Genomic DNA, 19,510 nt, shown 5'->3' with positions numbered 1-19,510 from the left:
GTGGTTAATTGCAAAATAAAAGGCTCTAAGTTTTGGGAACTTAGAGCCTTTATAAGCCATCTGTAGGATCGTTCAACCGATCATTTATCTCTTAACTGATCGGCATTAGGCACTACCCTCGCTTTTTAATTTGTCTTTTTCTTTAAGACGTTTGAATGCTCGGCTCAGCAGTGCTCTCATTCATTAATTTCTTAACATCACGCCACAGCATACTCATCACCACCAGGCTTAATGCAATATTGGAGAGTGGGAACGCAATCCAGATACCGGTTACGCCTAGGAGCTTCGGCAAAATAAATAAGAATGGCAACTGAATAACCATATTACCAATGGTGACAAACATCGCTTTGCTGCCTTTGTTCACCGACTGATAGTATGCTGCTGCTACCACCAAGAAACCATCCAAGAACAGCGCAAACATGTGCAGACGAATACCAACGACCGTCGCATCAATCAGATGTTGATCAGCGTTGTTGAACACAGAAACAAACTCGTAAGGAAAGAGGTTCATTAAGATGACGAACGCGACACCACCGAGTACAGAAGTACCCATCGCGATCTTCAACAGCTTGCGAATATTGTCTTGATTGCGTGCACCATGATTGTAACTCACCAAAGGCTGCATACCATTCGCGATACCCTCAGCAATCAAATAGTAAACCGTCACGATGTAGCCCAAGATCGCATAAGCGCCTATCAGCAAAGTACTGCCGTACTGAGCAAATAGGTTGTTGTGCAGCGCAACCATCATCGAGGTATAAGCATACATAAAGAAACTCGATGTACCGATGGTGACAATTTTGGGTACAACATCAAACTGCACCTTCAAATCGCTAATGGTTAGGCGTAGTTTTGCTTTCGACGTAAAGAAATAAGCTACGCCCAGAATCGTTACGATCATCTGTGCTAGCGCCGTCGCAATCGCAGCCCCCGTTAACTCCCAGTTTAACCAAGCAATAAAGATGTAATCCAATACGATATTAACGACCGCACCTATCACCATCAAAATGGTCGCTAGATTTGGACTATCATCATTACGAAGTAAAAAAGGCACCGCAATAGAGCCAAGAGAAAACACACAAGCGACAATGAGAATATGCAAATATTGCAAGCTCAGCTCATAGACTCGTCCTTCTGCCCCCTGCCAGTGAATGAAATCGTCTGCAAAAAAGAACAAGATCGTCGCGACCACCGGCATCAATGCGACTAGCAACAGTAGACCAGTGGAAAGAATGCGCTTCGCACCCTCAGCATCTTTTTCACCTTGTTTGATCGAGGCTAGCGCACCGGTACCGACTCCTACCATCATACCGATACCCAGAATAGAGCCAATGATCGGCCAAGCGACGTTAATCCCCGCGAGTCCGTCAGCACCAACGTAGCGACCGATAAAGATACCATCCACGACTTGATACAAACCGTTAACCAGCATAGCGGAAACGGTTGGAATTGTGTATTTCCAAAACTGTTTATAAATAGCGTTTTGCATGACAACCACCAATAGTTAGCAAGGCTAACTAAATAGTTAAAATAATAGACTTTGTTATTTGTTACTCAACGCTTTAGTCAGTAACGCTTGTAGTTGTTGTACTTCCTGATCATTTAAGTTTCTCATCATCTGCTCAGAAATATCTTTGTAGACAACTTGCTCTAACGACATCTCTTTCACGACTTCTTCCGTCAATACCGCGCGTTTAGAGCGGGCATCTTCACTGCATGCTATGCGCTTAACCAAGCCTTTTTTTTCTAGACGAACCACCATGTTAGAGGCCGAAGGCTTAGTTACTTGAAGCTCCGCAGCAAGATCAGTGATGCGCACACCTTCAGGGTAACGCTGAATAACTCGTAAATAATCAAACTCGTTAAAACTTAAACAAGAAAGCGGATCTTCTTTCGCATACACTCGCCATGCTTTAGCACAGAAGCGCTCTAAATCGATCAGGCTTTTTTCTAATGCCATTCTACTGACTCATTTAGTTAGCAAGGCTAACTATTTTAGTCAAGCCACTAAAAATCTTCAAGCACAAAAAAACCGCTCGTTTGAGCGGTTTTCCATGATTACTGTTGTTCTTTCTGCTGTTGCTCTGCTTTGAGCTTTGCCAACTTTTCTTGTTGTAGCTGCTCGTAAATCTGCCCCAGCTCTAGGAAAGAGTAACGGTGCTCCACATATTCGTAGACGTTAAACGAAATCGCGAGCTTATACAAAGAGATCGCATTTGCTACGTTCCCTTCCAATTGATGGCGTTTTCCTAAATAAAAATAGGTTTCTGTTAAACGCTCTGCAAGACGGTAATTTTCTCTGGTACCATCCATAATCGCTTTCAGCGCAGTATCGTCTGACACATCACGTAACATGATTGCAACTAGCACCCATCCCCACTCTTCACTGCGGTCACGTTGGTAACGCTGCTGAAGATTAGCTTTCGCTTGCTCTGGGTTCTGATCCGCTTCAATGATATATAGCCACAACGCACGAAATGGATCGCTTGGCATCTCCTGGTAATGCTTGGTCATATCTTCCAAAGCTAACCCTATACGACCACCATAGTACAATGCGATCGCACGGTTACGCTCTGCGTAAGAGTTTTCTGGAGCAAGCTCTAGCGTCGAATCAAACGCTTCATAAGCCGCATCAAACTCTCCCACTTGAGTAAAATACACCCCGAGTAGGTTAAAAATATCAGGCTGAGCTGGATTCAACTGCAAAGATTGATTGAAGTCCAAACGAGCAAGATCACGCAAACCGACACTGTCATAATAATTGCCACGCTCAAAGTGCATCTTTGCTCTTACTTCATCACTGAGATCTGGTCGCTGTAAAAGCTGAGATAGACGTGCAATCTGAACTTCTTGCTGGACACTTGGCTGCAGAGGAACCGCCATCGGTGGGTAAATCCACCTTTCTTCTGATTGCTGAGCGATATTAGCACAACCGGTCAGTGCAATAGACACACATAAACTTGCGGTTTGAAACCATTTCACTAATTTGTACTCCTGTTCGGACCGCTTTGGGCCTGTTTCTCTTAATGCACTATAGAATAAATAACCTCATTTGAGGCTGAATCCCTCGAGACAGGCCAAAAAAAGGGAGCAATAATGCTCCCCTTTTATAACATGCTTTCAGGCTCTTAAGCTAATAAAAGGCCTAAAGTCATCATTTCGTTTATTCGTCTTTTGCAGCAGGAGCTTCAACTGCTGCTTCTTCAGCAGCTGTTTCTACCGCTTCTTTCATGCTTAGACGAACACGGCCTTGGCGGTCGATTTCAAGCACTTTAACTTGAACTTCTTGGCCTTCAGCTAGATAGTCAGATACTTTCTCAACACGTTTTTCAGCGATTTGAGAAATGTGTACGAGACCGTCTTTACCTGGAAGAATCGTTACGAATGCACCGAAGTCTGCTAGACGCGCTACTTTACCTGTGTAAATGCGGCCTACTTCAACTTCTGCTGTGATTTCTTCGATACGACGGATTGCTTCTTTCGCAGCAGTGCCTTCTGTTGCAGCAATCTTGATTGTACCGTCGTCTTCGATTTCGATAGTTGTACCTGTCTCTTCAGTTAGAGCGCGGATAACTGCACCACCTTTACCGATCACGTCTTTGATCTTCTCTGCGCTGATCTTCATTGTGTAGATACGCGGAGCAAATTCAGAGATCTCTTCACGAGCACCCGAGATAGCTTCATCCATTACAGAAAGGATGTGCTTACGTGCACCTTGCGCTTGGTTAAGTGCAATTTGCATGATCTCTTTCGTGATACCTTCAATTTTGATGTCCATTTGAAGTGCAGTGATACCGTCGTTAGTACCTGCTACTTTAAAGTCCATGTCACCTAGGTGGTCTTCGTCACCAAGGATATCAGAAAGAACAACGAAATCGTCGCCTTCTTTAACAAGACCCATTGCGATACCCGCAACAGAAGCTTTGATTGGCACACCAGCATCCATAAGAGCCAGAGAAGTACCACATACCGAAGCCATTGAAGATGAACCGTTAGACTCAGTGATTTCTGAAACAACGCGAACAGTGTATGGGAATTCATCTACAGAAGGCATTACTGCTTGGATACCACGTTTCGCAAGCTTACCGTGGCCGATTTCACGACGCTTAGGAGAACCGACAAAACCTGTTTCACCTACACAGTATGGAGGGAAGTTGTAGTGTAGTAGGAAGTGATCTTTCTTCTCACCAGTTAATTCATCGATGATTTGAGCATCACGTTGAGTACCTAGCGTCGCCGTTACGATTGCTTGCGTTTCACCACGAGTGAATAGCGCGCTACCGTGTGTACGAGGAAGAACGCCAGTGCGTACGTCTAGTGCACGAACCATGTCTTTCTCACGACCGTCGATACGTGGGTGACCGGCAATGATGCGGCTACGTACAACATTCTTCTCTAGAGAACCAAGCATCTTCTTGATTTCCATCTCGTCTTGCTCTTCGTCTTCAGCAAGAATTGCTGCAACGACGTCAGACTTGATAGCACCGACTTGCTCGTAACGAGCCATTTTTTCAGTGATTTGGTATGCTTCTGTTAAGCGAGTTTCTGCTAGATCTGCGATTTTCGCTTTAAGCTCAGTGTTTACTGCTGGCGCTTCCCATTCCCAAGCTGGTGTTGCAACTTCAGCTTTGAATTCATTGATAGCAGAAATAACCACTTGTTGTTGGTCGTGACCAAATACAACTGCCGCTAGCATTTCTTCTTCAGTTAGGTTGTCTGCTTCAGATTCAACCATTAGCACTGCAGATTCTGTACCCGCAACCACTAGGTCAAGCTTAGACGCTTCTAGTTCAGTGTTGCTTGGGTTAAGAACAAGTTGACCGTCGATGTGGCCAACACGTGCTGCACCGATAGGACCATTAAACGGAATACCAGAGATAGCTAGTGCCGCAGAAGTACCGATCATTGTCACGATGTCTGGTTGAACATTCGGGTTCACAGACATCACTGTTGCGATCACTTGAACTTCGTTTTTGAATGCGTCTGGGAATAGTGGGCGAATCGGACGGTCGATTAGACGAGCAGTCAGTGTTTCACCTTCTGAAGGACGACCTTCACGCTTGAAGAAACCACCAGGGATCTTACCTGCAGCGTAAGTACGCTCTTGGTAGTTAACCGTTAGCGGGAAGAAATCTTGACCTGGTACCGCTTCTTTTTTACCTACTACAGAAACGAATACAGCCGTATCGTCCATAGTAACCATCACTGCTGCCGTTGCTTGACGAGCGATAACGCCAGTTTCTAAAGTAACCGTGTGGTTACCGTACTGGAACGTTTTAACAACTGGTTTTTCGAACATTGTTATTCCTTGCTCTAAGTAGAACTTAGATAAATTGAGTGAGACTCAAAGCACTACGAATCGCGACTAGTGAAAGCAGACTCGATGATAAGCAAGCCAACTTTGAATAGTCGCGACCACTTGGTCGACTTGGTTGACTGTAATGCTAGGAGTATTTCTGAGAAATCTCGCGATGAGACTTGCCGTGCGTATTATAACGGCATAAGTCCTAATTTGCTAAATTTAGGCAATAAAAAAGGGGCATAAAGCCCCTTTTTTAAACAAACTGTTCTATGCAGCCGCTGATTAGCGACGTAGGCCTAGACGCTTGATTAGATCTTGGTAACGAGCAAGGTTTTTACCTTTCAAGTAGTCAAGAAGCTTACGACGGCGAGAAACCATACGTAGAAGACCACGACGGCTGTGGTGATCGCCTTTGTGTGCTTTGAAGTGACCTTGTAGGTGGTTGATAGAAGCTGTAAGTAGAGCTACTTGAACTTCTGGTGAACCAGTGTCGCCTTCGCCTTGTGCGTATTCTGCAACGATTGCTGCTTTAGTTTCTGCATTCAGAGACATAATTCTCTCCTAATAAGAGTAGGTTAATATTTGTGCCAGCCAATCTCTGATTCAGCCGGCACGAGGAGCGCAAATTATAAGGAAGTTTCCTCAATCACGCAATATAAAAATACCGGCACTAATTGCCGGTATTTCTTAAGCTTTACGAAGTCACTCTTCGTCGCGGAAAACCACCAAGCGTTTTGGTGCAACTTTTCCATCATCGTTCACTTCAGCGACACCAATAAAGAGCTTATCTTCACCGGAAGTCATGCGAATTGGTGTGCCTTCTGGGGCTCCAAATACCTGTACTGGCATACCATGCTGTACGAGATTGGTTAGCTCTGCGTTTAGGTTTACCTCTGGTAAATCTTCAACGGCGGTATCCATTGGTAGCAATAGTGAATCAAGCAGTTCTTTCGGTGCGATCTCATCACGATGCGCTTGCTCTAACAACTCATTAAGCTGCTCAAGTGTTACCATCTTTTCGTATGGGTACTTAGCAACGCCTGTGCGACGCAGCATCGTCACGTGAGCACCACAACCTAGCATCTCACCAAGATCATCAACGATAGTACGGATGTACGTGCCTTTTGAACAATGTACTTCCATTTCTACTTCATTTTCTTCAAAACGATGCAGGATGATTTCGTAGACGGTGATCTTACGAGACTCTCGAGGAACTTCTATCCCTTGTCGAGCGTACTCATACAATGGCTTCCCTTGGTATTTCAAAGCCGAGAACATCGATGGGATCTGATCAGATTCACCACGAAACTTCTCGATGCAAGCTTCCAACTTCTCTAGAGACACATCAACAGGACGTGTCTCAACCACCTCACCATCAGAATCAGAGGTGTCCGTGCGTTCACCCAACTTGGCAATCACTCGGTAACGTTTATCTGAATCTAATAGGAACTGAGAGAATTTGGTCGCTTCACCTAGGCAGATTGGCAGCATACCCGTCGCTAGAGGGTCTAAAGCACCCGTATGACCTGCTTTCTCAGCGAAGTAGATACGTTTTACTTTCTGTAGTGCGTCATTCGACGAAATACCTGTCGGCTTATCTAAAAGCACCACGCCATTAATTGGACGACCTTTACGACGACGAGCCATTAGCTATCTTCTCCAGTCTGAGATTGTTCATCTTCGCGACCAGAATCTTTTTGTTTGCGCTTATCTTCACTTACGACTTCAGACACTAGGTTAGACATACGCATACCTTCTACTAGTGTGTTGTCGTAATGAAAACGAACTTCCGGCGTCAAACGAAGACGAATACGCTTACCTAGCATCATGCGAATGTGAATCTCATGTTCACGCAGTGCTTCTAGGCAAGACTCAGGTGTTTGCTCACCCACACATAGGAAGGTCACGAATACTTTTGCATAAGCGAGGTCACGAGACACTTCTACGTCAGAGATGGTTACCATCCCTAAGCGAGAATCGCGAACTTCGCGTTGAAGGATCATTGCTAGTTCTTTTTGCAGCTGCTGTGATACGCGCTGCGTGCGGCTAAATTCTTTTGACATATTCATTCTCTTAAATAGAAAGAATGGGGGGATGGTCAAGCCAGCCCCCCATGGTGTATTCAACAACCAATTACTATTTGTCTTTTAGACGTTTAGTAATTTTAGTCAATTAGTCTAGAGTACGTTTAATTTCAACGATTTCAAATACTTCGATCTGGTCGCCTACGCGAACGTCGTTGTAGTTCTTAACGCCGATACCACACTCGTAACCATTCTTAACTTCTTGAACGTCATCTTTAAAGCGGCGTAGTGACTCTAGTTCACCTTCATAGATAACAACGTTATCACGTAGAACGCGAATTGGGTTGTTACGCTTTATCAGACCTTCAGTCACCATACAACCAGCGATTGCGCCCAGTTTTGGTGACTTAAATACGTCACGTACTTCAGCAAGACCAATGATCTCTTGCTTGAATTCTGGAGCAAGCATACCGCCCATTGCTTGTTTAACTTCATCAATCAATTGGTAAATGATTGAGTAGTAACGTAGATCAACACTTGCGGCTTCAATCGCACGACGAGCAGATGCATCCGCACGTACGTTAAAACCAAGGATGATAGCGTTTGAAGCTTCTGCTAGTACAGCATCAGTTTCCGTAATACCACCTACACCAGAACCAACGATGTTTACTTTCACTTCGTCAGTAGACAGTTTCAGTAGTGAGTCTGCGATAGCTTCTACAGAACCTTGTACGTCCGCTTTCAGTACTACGTTTAGTTCTGCAACTTCACCAGCCGTCATGTTAGAGAACATGTTCTCTAGTTTAGATTTCTGCTGACGAGCAAGTTTCACTTCACGGAATTTGCCTGCACGGTAGTTTGCAACTTCACGCGCTTTGCGCTCATCACGTACTACTGTTGCTTCGTCACCTGAAGACGGTACACCAGAAAGACCTAGGATCTCAACAGGGATAGACGGACCTGCTTGAGAAATTTCTTTACCTAGCTCATCGCGCATTGCACGTACACGGCCGTATTCTTGACCACAAAGAACGATGTCGCCTTTGTTTAGTGTACCTGATTGAACCAATACGGTTGCTACTGGACCACGACCTTTATCTAGGCGAGATTCAACAACCACGCCAGATGCCATGCCTTCGGCTACAGCTGTGAGTTCAAGAACTTCTGACTGAAGAAGGATTGCTTCTAGAAGACCATCGATGTTTGTACCCTGTTTAGCAGAGATGTGAACGAACATGTTCTCACCGCCCCATTCCTCAGGGATTACGTCGTATTGAGCTAGCTCATTCTTAACGTTGTCTGGGTTTGCGTCTTCTTTATCGATCTTGTTCACAGCAACAATCAGAGGAACGCCTGCCGCTTTCGCGTGCTGAATCGCTTCAACGGTTTGTGGCATTACGCCATCATCTGCTGCTACTACAAGAACAACGATATCTGTCGCTTGAGCACCACGAGCACGCATAGCAGTAAATGCCGCGTGTCCAGGAGTATCAAGGAACGTGATCATGCCGTTTTCAGTTTCAACGTGGTAAGCACCGATGTGCTGTGTAATACCACCAGCTTCGCCTGAAGCAACGTGAGTACGACGGATGTAATCCAGTGTTGATGTTTTACCGTGGTCAACGTGACCCATAATAGTAACAACAGGTGCGCGTGGCACGGCTTCTGCTGAACTGTCACGATCAGATAGAACCGCTTCTTCAAGCTCGTTCTCTTTACGTAGTACCACTTTGTGACCCATTTCTTCAGCAACAAGTGCTGCTGTTTCTTGGTCGATCACTTGGTTGATAGTCGCCATCGCGCCCATCTTCATCATCACTTTAATCACTTCTGTCGCTTTAACCGACATTTTGTTAGCAAGTTCTGATAGAACGATGGTTTCGCCAATCACAACATCTTGTTTAGCAACCATCGCCGACTTATCGAAGCCGTGTTGCATTGATGTTGGTTTCGCTAGTTTACCTTTACGACCACCTTTACCACCACGTTGGTTACGACCACCGCGCTCGTTGTCATCGTTGCGGTTAGAAGGTTTTTTCTTCTTCTTACGACGACCAGCTTCTGAGCTGCGATCTGCAGCGTCTTCTGCTTCACGTGCATACGTTGATGTCGTCACGTGGTAGTCAGAGTTTTCTAGCTCTTTCTTTTTCTTTTCTTCTTCATTCCAACGAGCTTCGTTTTCTTCTGCAAGTTTACGCGCTTCTTCTACAAGTTTTGCTGCTTCTTGCTCAGCTTTACGTTGGGCTTCTTCTTCCTGACGACGCTTTAACTCGTCAGCTTCTTTCTTTGCTTGCGTATTAACATCCGCATTTTTTGCATTCATGTCTTTCTTAGCCTTATCAGCTTGTGCGCGTTTTGCCTTTTCTTCAGCGTCACGTTTTGCATCCGCTTCACGTTTTGCTTTTTCATCGGCTTCGCGCTGTGCTTTTTCTGCAGCCTCGCGTTTGGCTTGTTCTTCAGCCTCACGCTTCGCAAGCTCTTCAGCTTCACGCTTTGCTGCTTCCTCAGCCTCACGTTTTGCATCGTCTTCGATAGTGCTGCGCTTCACATATGTGCGCTTCTTACGCACTTCTACTTGAACATCTTTACTCTTGCCACCACCTGCTGCAACACTCAATGTGCTGCGAGTCTTACGCTGGAGCGTTAGGCGAGTCGGCTCTGAATCACCTGATTTATCACCGTGTTCTTTTTTAAGATGAGCAAGAAGCTTTTGCTTCTCCTCGTCTGACACATTGTCAGAGCTCGCCTTTTTCATGCCAGCATCAGCAAGTTGCTCCATTAAGCGGTCAACTGGCGTACCAATCTCTTCACTCAGTGCTTTAACTGTTAATTGTGTCATGCCGCTTCCTCCTTGCTGAAATTATTATTCTTCGCCGAACCAACAGATGTTACGTGCCGCCATGATTAGCTCACCAGCACGTTCTTCAGTCAGGCCTTCGATACCATCCAAGTCATCAATACCTTGGTCAGCGAGATCTTCCAGTGTTGTTACACCTTTCGCTGCCAATTTAAACGCCATTTCACGCTCTAGCCCTTCAAGGCCTAATAGATCTTCAGCAGGCTCCAGACCATCGAAAGATTCTTCTTGTGCAAGAGCAATCGTTGTAAGTGCATCTTTCGCACGGCTACGTAGCTCTTCAACGAGATCTTCGTTCAGGCCGTCAACTTCAAGCAATTCGTTTACTGGAACGTATGCTACTTCTTCAAGCGTTGAGAAGCCTTCTTCAACCAATAGTTGAGCGAAATCTTCTTCAATGTCTAGATACTTCATGAAGTTTTCGATTGACGCTTGGGACTCTTCAGCATGTTTCTTCTGCAGATCAGCGACTGTCATTACGTTCAGTTCCCAACCTGTTAGTTGAGACGCTAAACGAACGTTTTGACCATTACGGCCAATCGCTTGTGCTAGGTTGTCCGCTTCAACAGCGATGTCCATTGAGTGCGTATCTTCATCAACAATGATTGAAGCTACGTCTGCTGGCGCCATTGCGTTGATAACAAACTGAGCTGGGTTATCGTCCCAAAGTACGATATCGATTCGCTCACCACCAAGCTCGCCAGAAACAGCTTGAACACGCGCACCGCGCATGCCAACACACGCACCTACTGGGTCAATACGTTTGTCGTTAGTCTTAACCGCGATCTTAGCGCGAGAACCTGGATCACGAGCAGCACCTTTCAGCTCGATGATTTCTTCAGCGATTTCAGGCACTTCAACTCGGAATAGCTCAGCTAGCATTTCTGGTTTTGAACGCGTGATGAACAATTGGAATCCGCGCGCTTCAGGAGCGACTTTGTACAGAAGACCACGTACACGGTCACCTGGACGGAAGTTTTCACGAGGTAGCTGGTCATCACGTAGGATAACGGCTTCTGCGTTGTTACCTAGATCCAATACGATTGTTTCACGGTTTACTTTTTTAACAACACCGGTGATTAGGTCACCTTCGTTGTCGATGAATTGCTCAACGATTTGTGCGCGCTCAGCTTCACGTACTTTTTGCACGATAACTTGCTTCGCTGTTTGAGTCGTAATACGGTCAAACGTCACTGATGGAATATCATCTTCTACAAAATCACCCAATTGAACTTCAGGATCTTCGTACTGTGCTGCTTCTAGTGAAATCTCTTTTGTTGGATTCTCAACGTGGTCGACAACCAACCAACGACGGAATGTTTCAAATTCACCCGTTTTACGGTCGATAGCAACACGCACATCGATTTCGATTTCGTATTTTTTCTTAGTAGAAGTTGCAAGAGCAATCTCTAGAGCTTCAAAGATACGCTCACGAGGTACGGCTTTCTCATTTGATACCGCTTCTGCTACCGCTAAAATTTCTTTACTCATTGTATTTAGCCTCTAAGCTTCAAATTTTTTAGGAAACTAAAATTTAGGGATAAGGTTTGCTTTAGAAATATTGCTTAGTGCAAACATTTCGTCTTGCCCATCGACAGTAACAGCAATGGTTTCACCATCAACTGAATGGATGATACCTTTCCACTTTCGACGGTTACCAACAGCCATCTTCAGAACGATGTTGACCTCGTGACCAATAAATTGCTCGTAATGTGCTGCTTTGAAAAGTGGTCTTTCTAAACCTGGAGAAGAAACCTCTAGGCTGTAAGCAACTGAGATTGGATCTTCAACGTCCAGTACAGCACTCACTTGACGGCTAACTTCTGCACAGTCATCGACATTAATACCATTTTCAGAATCAATAAAAATGCGCAATGTTGAGTGTGCACCTGCACGAATGAATTCTAATCCAACCAACTCATAGCCCGATGCCTCTACTGGCGCTTCAAGCATTTCAGTAAGTTGTCTTTCTAAACCAGTCATTTGAACCACTCCAGAAACAAAAAAAGGGCTCAGAGCCCATTCTAAAAACCAAGCAACGATCTGAGTAAAGTTTAAAAACTCAGATAACAAAAAACCCCGAATAAGTCGGGGTTTTGTTGCTGGACCCTGATACGTTAAGCGTATCGAATACGAATCACTTAACTTGCAGTATGGTTAGCACTGCACAAACTTGCCAATCAGATAATATTCACTATACGAATATCGAAGATTGGTTGCGGGGGCCGGATTTGAACCGACGACCTTCGGGTTATGAGCCCGACGAGCTACCAAGCTGCTCCACCCCGCGTCCGACTTGCTGTGCATTATACGCACAAACAAGTGATTTACAAGTTTGTAAATACATGGTGCCGAGAGAGGGACTCGAACCCTCACACCAAAGGCACTAGCACCTCATGCTAGCGTGTCTACCAATTTCACCATCTCGGCGTCATAAACCATTACAGCTTATTGAGGAATTTCATCACCAGCTGGTTCTGGAACTTCACTCGCTGCATCGTTAACTTGTTCTACAACTGGTAGGCCTAACGTTGGGTCTATCCATTGTGACTCAGTCGTTTGCGTTGACATACGGCCAAGTAACAAGCTAATGATAAAAAATACGGTTGCTAAAATAGCAGTTGTTCGGGTTAAGAAATTACCTGAGCCGCTAGCGCCAAACACTGTGTTTGAAGCACCTGCACCGAACGAGGCTCCCATATCTGCGCCTTTACCTTGTTGAATCAACACAAGGCCAATCACACCAAGCGCTGCCAACAGGTAAATCACAAGTAGAACTGAAAACATTTTTTCCACCTATGTTCCAAATTGTTGAGCCAGCGCCGTTCAAAAACAATTTCATTTATCTAAGAACAAGGCTAGCGACCTCCTAACGGGAGGCGGAGCAATACTAGCGAAACCCCGTTACGCTGACAAGGGGAAATTAGAAAAAAATCAGTACTAACGCACTAAGCGCTCAAAAAAAGGGCAAAAACAGCCCTTTTCTCTCGCTAATCATCCTAAAGCAATGATTAGCAACTTGCTTTTACAGCGTCAGCAATCTTAAGTGCGGATGCTTGAACAAGGTCAGCATCTTCCCCTTCCACCATGACACGAAGAAGTGGCTCAGTCCCGGATTTACGCAGCAACACACGACCTTTATCGCCTAGTGCCGCTTCAACTTCAGCAACAGAATCTAGCACCGACTGTGCTTCCAGTGGATTGCTATCACCAGTAAAACGCACATTTTCAAGCACTTGCGGGTAAAGCATCATGCCTTGCGTCAAATCGTATAGAGACATATCGCTACCAACCACAGACGCAAGAACTTGCAGGGCGGCAACAATCGCATCACCTGTTGTCACCTTATCTAGCAAAATAACGTGACCTGAGTTTTCAGCGCCAATTTTCCAGCCTTTTTCTAGTAAACGCTCCATCACATAGCGATCACCCACTGCAGCACGTACGAATGGGATCCCGAGTTGCTTCAGACCGTTTTCCATGCCTAGGTTAGTCATTTGCGTACCAACAACCCCACCTTTAAGCTCACCACGGCGCAGAGCATCTCGAGCAATAATGTACGCAATCTGGTCGCCATCAACCTTGTTACCTAAGTGGTCGACCATTATGATGCGGTCACCATCACCATCGAAAGCCAACCCCAGGTTAGCTTGTTCTTCTACCACGCGTTTTTGCAGCGCACGTACATCTGTCGCGCCCACTTCAGCATTGATGTTGGTACCGTTTGGCTCAACGCCCATGGCAATAACATCTGCACCGAGTTCAGTGAACACGTTTGGTGCGATGTGGTACGTTGCACCATGCGCACAATCCACCACAATCTTCAGATTCGCCAAGCTAAGTTCGGATGGGAAAGTACTTTTACAGAATTCAATGTAACGACCTGCAGCATCATTTAGACGCGTTGCTTTACCAAGATCTGCAGACTCCACACATTCGATATCTTTATCAAGCTCAGCTTCAATAGCCAGCTCAATATCATCAGGCAATTTAGTGCCCTCTGAAGAGAAGAACTTGATACCGTTGTCGTAATAAGGATTGTGAGAAGCGGAGATCACGATGCCCGCTTCCGCACGGAAGGTTTGGGTAAGGTATGCTACTGCTGGTGTCGGCATTGGGCCAGTAAACGTCGCTTTTAGGCCTGCAGCCGCTAGACCTGCTTCTAACGCAGACTCAAGCATGTAGCCAGAGATACGTGTGTCTTTACCGATAATAACTTTCTTCGTGCCTTGTTTTGCGAGTACACGACCAGCCGCCCAGCCAAGCTTAAGTACAAAATCTGGCGTGATTGGGTATTGTCCAACTTTACCGCGCACACCGTCAGTACCAAAGTAACGTCTTTTATCAGACATAAAACTTTCCTTAATTCTTTTAGATATTGTTGTTCATCATCTCAACAACTTTCATTGCTTCGATCGTTTCTTCAAAGTCATGAACTCGAATGATTTGCGCACCTTTCATTGCAGCGATAGTTGCACAAACGACGCTTGCATTGACGCATTCCGCTGCAGGCTTATCCAGTAATTTGAAAATCATTGACTTACGAGACATACCAGCCAAGATTGGCAAGCCAAAGTCATGAAACTTATCGAGATGAGCAAGCATATGATAATTGTGTTCTAAGGTTTTGCCAAAACCAAACCCCGGGTCGAGGATAAGTTGCGACTTATCGATCCCAACCGCTTCACAAGCCTTGACACGCTCTTGGAGAAATACAGTAACATCTTCCATCAGATCATCATATTGAGGATCTGTTTGCATCGTTCTCGGCTGACCTTTCATGTGCATCAAACAGATAGGCAACTTTGCTTCTGCCGCCACTTCCAATGCACCAGGTTCTTGCAGGGCACGAACATCGTTAATTAAGTCTGCTCCTGCATCTACTGCTTGTCGCATCACCTCTGCTTTACTGGTATCAACAGAGATCCATACATCATACTTTTTACGAATGGCTTGAATCACGGGAATTACGCGCTGCAACTCTTCTTCCAAGGTAATGTCTGGCGCACCTGGTCGAGTGGATTCACCGCCTACGTCAATAATACTAACCCCGGCAACGATCATTTTCTCTACTTGCGCGAGTGCAAGATCAACAGAGTTGAATTTACCGCCATCAGAAAAAGAGTCAGGAGTGACATTAAGAATCGCCATCACGTGAGGACGAGAAAGGTCGAGGGATTTGTTGTTTGCTTTAATAATCATAATAAACACAAAAACCCCGAGCGAACTCGGGGTTTATTATTAGCACTAGGCGTTATTCAGAGTCTTTCTTTTCTGGAGCTTCGCTTGAAGTTGCTTCTTGAGTCGTTGACGGCTCTGCAGGCTTAGTTGCATCGACGCTATTCTCTTTCGCTTTTACTTCAGGTTTTGCTTGAGGTTTGTCATCACCTTCTGGTGGTGTTGTCGGCTTGTCGCCCCATCCAGCAGGTTCGCGAATATCCTCTTTACGCTCCATTAGGTCATTAATCTGACCGGCATCAATGGTCTCATACTTCATTAGCGCATCTTTCATCGCATGCATGATGTCCATATTCTCTTCTAAGATCTGCTTCGCACGGTCGTAGTTGCGATCGATGATATTACGAACTTCATCATCAATAAGCTTCGCAGTGTCATCAGACATGTGTTTAGTCTGAGTCACACTACGACCTAGGAATACTTCGCCTTCATCTTCTGCGTATAGCAGTGGACCAAGTTTTTCTGAGAAGCCCCATTGCGTCACCATCTTACGTGCGATCTCTGTTGCACGTTCAATGTCGTTAGAAGCACCCGTTGATACTTTCTCAGCACCGTAAATCAATTCTTCAGCAAGACGGCCACCGTAAAGACTTGAAATCATCGACTCTAGGTGTTGGCGAGACATGCTCACTCGATCTTGCTCAGGCAGGTACATCGTCACACCTAACGCACGTCCACGAGGAATGATAGATACCTTGTACACTGGATCGTGTTCCGGCACGAGTCTGCCTACAATTGCGTGACCGGCTTCGTGGTATGCCGTTGACTCTTTTACTTCTTCCGACATCACCATTGAACGGCGCTCCGCACCCATCATAATCTTGTCTTTCGCCAGCTCAAACTCAACCATAGAAACGTTATGTTTATTACCACGAGCCGCAAACAATGCCGCTTCGTTTACTAGGTTAGCAAGATCGGCACCTGAGAAGCCTGGTGTACCACGCGCGATAAGAGATGGCTCGACATCGCTAGCTAGAGGTACTTTGCGCATGTGAACCTTAAGAATCTGCTCACGACCACGTACGTCTGGTAATCCAACGACCACTTGACGGTCAAAACGACCAGGGCGCAATAACGCTGGGTCAAGTACGTCTGGACGGTTAGTCGCAGCAATCACGATAATACCTTCATTGCCTTCAAAGCCATCCATCTCAACCAGCATTTGGTTTAGTGTTTGTTCACGCTCATCGTGACCACCACCCACACCAGCACCACGTTGGCGACCTACCGCATCAATCTCATCGATGAAGATGATACAAGGCGCCGCTTTCTTCGCTTGTTCGAACATATCACGAACACGAGATGCACCTACACCAACGAACATTTCTACGAAGTCAGAACCTGAGATGGTAAAGAACGGTACTTTTGCCTCACCCGCAATGGCTTTCGCAAGAAGCGTTTTACCCGTACCAGGAGGACCGACCATTAGAACACCCGTAGGGATCTTACCGCCCAGTTTCTGGAAGCGGCTTGGATCACGCAGGTAATCTACCAGTTCTTTTACGTCTTCTTTTGCTTCGTCACAGCCTGCAACATCCGCAAAAGTCGTCTTGATTTGCTCTTCGCTCATCATACGAGCTTTGCTCTTACCGAAAGACATCGCGCCTTTACCGCCGCCGCCTTGCATTTGACGCATGAAGAAAATCCACACACCAATCAGTAAGATCATAGGGAACCAAGAAATGAAGATAGTACCTAGTAGGCTCTGCTCTTCAGGAGGCGTACCTTGTACTTTTACATTTTGGTTAATTAGGTCATCTAGAAGCTTCTGATCATACACAGGCATGTAAGTGACCATTTTGGCACCACCGCCGCGACGAACGAAACTGATTTCACCGTCTTTAAAAGTTGCTTCTTGAATCTGGCCTTGGCCAACTTCCTGTACAAACGTGGTGTAATCCACGGTTCTGCCATTGCTCTCTCCAGGGCCAAAGCTCTGGAATACCGACATCAACACGACAGCGATAACAAGCCACAGAATTAAATTTTTTGCCATGTCACTCAAGGTGTCAGCCTCTCGATAACTAATTGTAATTAAAGGTAGGGTACTACAGTTTATTAGCTGTAGCTATAGTGTTAACCATGTTCTAAACAAGCGAAATAGTTAACCTTTGTAACCAGTGGCTACAACAAAGACTTCTCGTGAGCGAGCTCTCGATGAGTCGGGTTTTCTGATTTTTACGGCTTTAAACATGTTTCGGACTTCTTTAACGTACTCGTCGAAGCCTTCACCCTGGAAAACCTTGACGACAAAGCTACCATTAGGTGCTAGAACTTGTCGACACATATCTAAAGCCAATTCAACTAAATACATAGCTCGTGGCTGATCGACTGAATTATTACCTGCAATATTAGGTGCCATGTCAGACATGACTACATCCACCATAGATGGTTGGATTCTTTCCAACAACGCTTCTAATACTGCATCGTCACGAAAGTCACCTTGTAAGAAGCTCACGCCCGCAATTGGATCCATAGGCAGTAAGTCACAAGCAATAATTTGACCTTCATCACCTATTATCTTAGCAGCATATTGTGACCATCCCCCGGGAGCGGCGCCTAAGTCGACCACAGTCATCCCAGGTTTCAGCAATTTATCTTTCGCTTGGATCTCATCAATCTTGAAGTAAGCACGTGAACGATAGCCTTTTTTACGGGCTTCATTTGCGTATTTATCATCAAAGTGTTCTTTCAACCAACGACCAGAGCTCGCTGAATGTTTTTGTCTACTCATTTTAATCCCAACAAGGCGCAAATAGGAGCTATTGTTTTAATAGGTCCAACCTATTACTCAATAAATTATAGTCTTCAGCAATAGATGGCGTTAAAATAGCTTTTTTCAACCCTTATTTTAAAGAAAATTGGCGGCGTAATGAACCTAAGCACCAAACAAAAGCAGCACCTTAAAGGCCTGGCTCACAGTTTAAAACCTGTTGTGCTAATGGGCGCAAATGGACTTACAGAAGCCGTGCTAGCAGAAATTGAAATCGCTCTAAACCATCATGAACTGATCAAAGTGAAAGTTGCATCAGAAGATCGTGAGACAAAACAGCTAATCATCGACGCTATCGTACGTGAAAGTGGCGCTGAAAAAGTTCAGACAATTGGTAAGGTACTTGTACTATACCGCCAGTCTGAAGAGCGTAAAATCGAAATCCCTCGCAAGTAGTTGCTACTTACTGAGTGGAAGAAGAAAAGGTCGCCAATGGCGACCTTTTTTGTATCTGCGATTCCATGCGAAATTCTTGATTAGATGTATTCAACACGGTCGATTTCGAAATCTTTTGCGCCACCAGGTGTTTGAATCACCACCTCATCGCCTTCCATTTTACCGATCAGACCACGCGCAATCGGTGAACTGATAGAAATACGGCCAGCTTTAATTTCGGCTTCATCGTCACCCACAATTTGGTAGGTTTTTTCTTCATCAGTGTCACAGTCAATCAAAGTAACGGTTGAACCAAAAATTACTTTGCCGGTGTTGTCCATCTTAGTCACATCGATCACTTGTGCTACGGATAGCTTGTATTCTATATCACGAATTTGCGCTTCACAGATCCCTTGCTCTTCACGTGCTGCGTGATATTCAGCGTTCTCTTTCAAGTCGCCTAGCTCGCGAGCCTCAGCGATTGCTTCAGAAATTTGTGGGCGAAGCTTTAGTAGACGTTCGAGTTCTGTACGTAGCAGCTGCTCGCCACGCATTGTCATTGGAACTTTTTCCATTATATAACCTCAATGCCAAAGGTGCCTTTGGACAAAAAAAGCCTACCCGACCATTAGGCTGGGTAGTACGTTCAAAGAGTTGATTCACTTAGTTTAAACAAACTCCGGTGTGAAATCACTTTAATTTGATTAAGCAACTTCGCATCTCTCATTACATTACCTTCTGGATGATTTTCAGAGCTGACCATTATCGCAATTTATTGAAAACCAACGCGGCTTATTACATTAGAAAAATCAAAAAACATAAAAACAAATCAATATCAGACCAATGTTATATAAATAAAAAGAATATAATAACAATAACTTAGCACTATTAAACCATTAATTGCACACTGTTCATTATTTTGATTGATATCATTTTACTAC

At 45.1% G+C, this 19,510-nt stretch carries 17 protein-coding genes and 2 tRNA genes; 1 reads left to right on the top strand and 18 read right to left on the bottom strand.

Annotation, left to right across the window (positions count from 1 at the left end; translation table 11 throughout):
• Positions 1–142 precede the first annotated feature (142 nt).
• The 17 genes from AK965_RS12325 to rlmE all read right to left on the bottom strand — a co-directional run bounded on the left by AK965_RS12325 (position 143) and on the right by rlmE (position 18,155).
• On the bottom strand, positions 143–1,489 hold the full coding sequence (locus tag AK965_RS12325) for an MATE family efflux transporter (RefSeq protein WP_099079900.1): 1,347 nt from the start codon (positions 1,487–1,489) through the stop codon (positions 143–145).
• Positions 1,490–1,543: 54 nt separating this feature from the next.
• Entirely contained in the window at positions 1,544–1,960 is a 417-nt protein-coding gene (locus AK965_RS12320; RefSeq protein WP_099079899.1) for a MarR family winged helix-turn-helix transcriptional regulator, read from the bottom strand.
• Positions 1,961–2,058: 98 nt separating this feature from the next.
• On the bottom strand, positions 2,059–2,982 hold the full coding sequence (nlpI, locus tag AK965_RS12315; protein ID WP_099079898.1) for a lipoprotein NlpI: 924 nt from the start codon (positions 2,980–2,982) through the stop codon (positions 2,059–2,061).
• 181 nt (positions 2,983–3,163) lie between these two features.
• Positions 3,164–5,299 (bottom strand): polyribonucleotide nucleotidyltransferase, encoded by a 2,136-nt coding sequence (gene pnp, locus AK965_RS12310; RefSeq protein WP_099079897.1) that lies wholly within the window; start codon positions 5,297–5,299, stop codon positions 3,164–3,166.
• Positions 5,300–5,584: 285 nt separating this feature from the next.
• Positions 5,585–5,854, bottom strand: coding sequence for a 30S ribosomal protein S15 (gene rpsO / locus AK965_RS12305; protein ID WP_005380094.1), 270 nt, complete (start codon positions 5,852–5,854; stop codon positions 5,585–5,587).
• A gap of 150 nt (positions 5,855–6,004) precedes the next feature.
• Positions 6,005–6,949: a tRNA pseudouridine(55) synthase TruB gene (gene truB, locus AK965_RS12300; RefSeq protein ID WP_099079896.1), complete on the bottom strand. Its 945-nt coding sequence runs from the start codon at positions 6,947–6,949 to the stop codon at positions 6,005–6,007.
• Entirely contained in the window at positions 6,949–7,365 is a 417-nt protein-coding gene (gene rbfA / locus AK965_RS12295) for a 30S ribosome-binding factor RbfA (RefSeq protein ID WP_099079895.1), read from the bottom strand. The genes truB and rbfA overlap by 1 nt, the downstream gene beginning before the upstream one ends.
• Before the next feature lie 109 nt (positions 7,366–7,474).
• A complete protein-coding gene (infB, locus tag AK965_RS12290) occupies positions 7,475–10,165 on the bottom strand; it encodes a translation initiation factor IF-2 (RefSeq protein ID WP_099079894.1) in 2,691 nt (896 codons plus the stop codon).
• 24 nt (positions 10,166–10,189) lie between these two features.
• Complete coding sequence (gene nusA / locus AK965_RS12285; RefSeq protein ID WP_099079893.1) at positions 10,190–11,674, bottom strand: transcription termination factor NusA; 1,485 nt, start codon at positions 11,672–11,674, stop codon at positions 10,190–10,192.
• 36 nt (positions 11,675–11,710) lie between these two features.
• Positions 11,711–12,166 carry a ribosome maturation factor RimP gene (gene rimP / locus AK965_RS12280; protein WP_099079892.1) on the bottom strand — a complete coding sequence of 152 codons (456 nt, stop codon included), beginning with the start codon at positions 12,164–12,166 and terminating at the stop codon, positions 11,711–11,713.
• A 230-nt stretch (positions 12,167–12,396) separates the two neighbouring features.
• Positions 12,397–12,473: transfer RNA gene (locus tag AK965_RS12275), tRNA-Met, on the bottom strand.
• A gap of 56 nt (positions 12,474–12,529) precedes the next feature.
• Positions 12,530–12,613: transfer RNA gene (locus tag AK965_RS12270), tRNA-Leu, on the bottom strand.
• A gap of 18 nt (positions 12,614–12,631) precedes the next feature.
• A complete protein-coding gene (gene secG / locus AK965_RS12265) occupies positions 12,632–12,970 on the bottom strand; it encodes a preprotein translocase subunit SecG (protein WP_099079891.1) in 339 nt (112 codons plus the stop codon).
• A 224-nt stretch (positions 12,971–13,194) separates the two neighbouring features.
• Positions 13,195–14,535: a phosphoglucosamine mutase gene (glmM, locus tag AK965_RS12260; protein WP_099079890.1), complete on the bottom strand. Its 1,341-nt coding sequence runs from the start codon at positions 14,533–14,535 to the stop codon at positions 13,195–13,197.
• A 19-nt stretch (positions 14,536–14,554) separates the two neighbouring features.
• Entirely contained in the window at positions 14,555–15,385 is an 831-nt protein-coding gene (gene folP, locus AK965_RS12255; RefSeq protein WP_099079889.1) for a dihydropteroate synthase, read from the bottom strand.
• Positions 15,386–15,437: 52 nt separating this feature from the next.
• Positions 15,438–17,417: an ATP-dependent zinc metalloprotease FtsH gene (ftsH, locus tag AK965_RS12250; RefSeq protein WP_172438139.1), complete on the bottom strand. Its 1,980-nt coding sequence runs from the start codon at positions 17,415–17,417 to the stop codon at positions 15,438–15,440.
• Positions 17,418–17,525: 108 nt separating this feature from the next.
• Positions 17,526–18,155, bottom strand: coding sequence for a 23S rRNA (uridine(2552)-2'-O)-methyltransferase RlmE (gene rlmE / locus AK965_RS12245; RefSeq protein WP_099079887.1), 630 nt, complete (start codon positions 18,153–18,155; stop codon positions 17,526–17,528).
• A gap of 138 nt (positions 18,156–18,293) precedes the next feature.
• Between rlmE and yhbY the strand changes: the two genes are divergently transcribed.
• Complete coding sequence (gene yhbY, locus AK965_RS12240; protein WP_099079886.1) at positions 18,294–18,590, top strand: ribosome assembly RNA-binding protein YhbY; 297 nt, start codon at positions 18,294–18,296, stop codon at positions 18,588–18,590.
• Positions 18,591–18,670: 80 nt separating this feature from the next.
• On the opposite strand, the gene greA is transcribed toward yhbY, so the two are convergent.
• On the bottom strand, positions 18,671–19,144 hold the full coding sequence (greA, locus tag AK965_RS12235; RefSeq protein ID WP_099079885.1) for a transcription elongation factor GreA: 474 nt from the start codon (positions 19,142–19,144) through the stop codon (positions 18,671–18,673).
• Positions 19,145–19,510: the final 366 nt, after the last annotated feature.

It is taken from the genome of Vibrio sp. PID17_43 (assembly GCF_002608565.1).
GTDB lineage: Bacteria > Pseudomonadota > Gammaproteobacteria > Enterobacterales > Vibrionaceae > Vibrio.
This window is presented reverse-complemented; position numbering and strand designations above follow the sequence as displayed.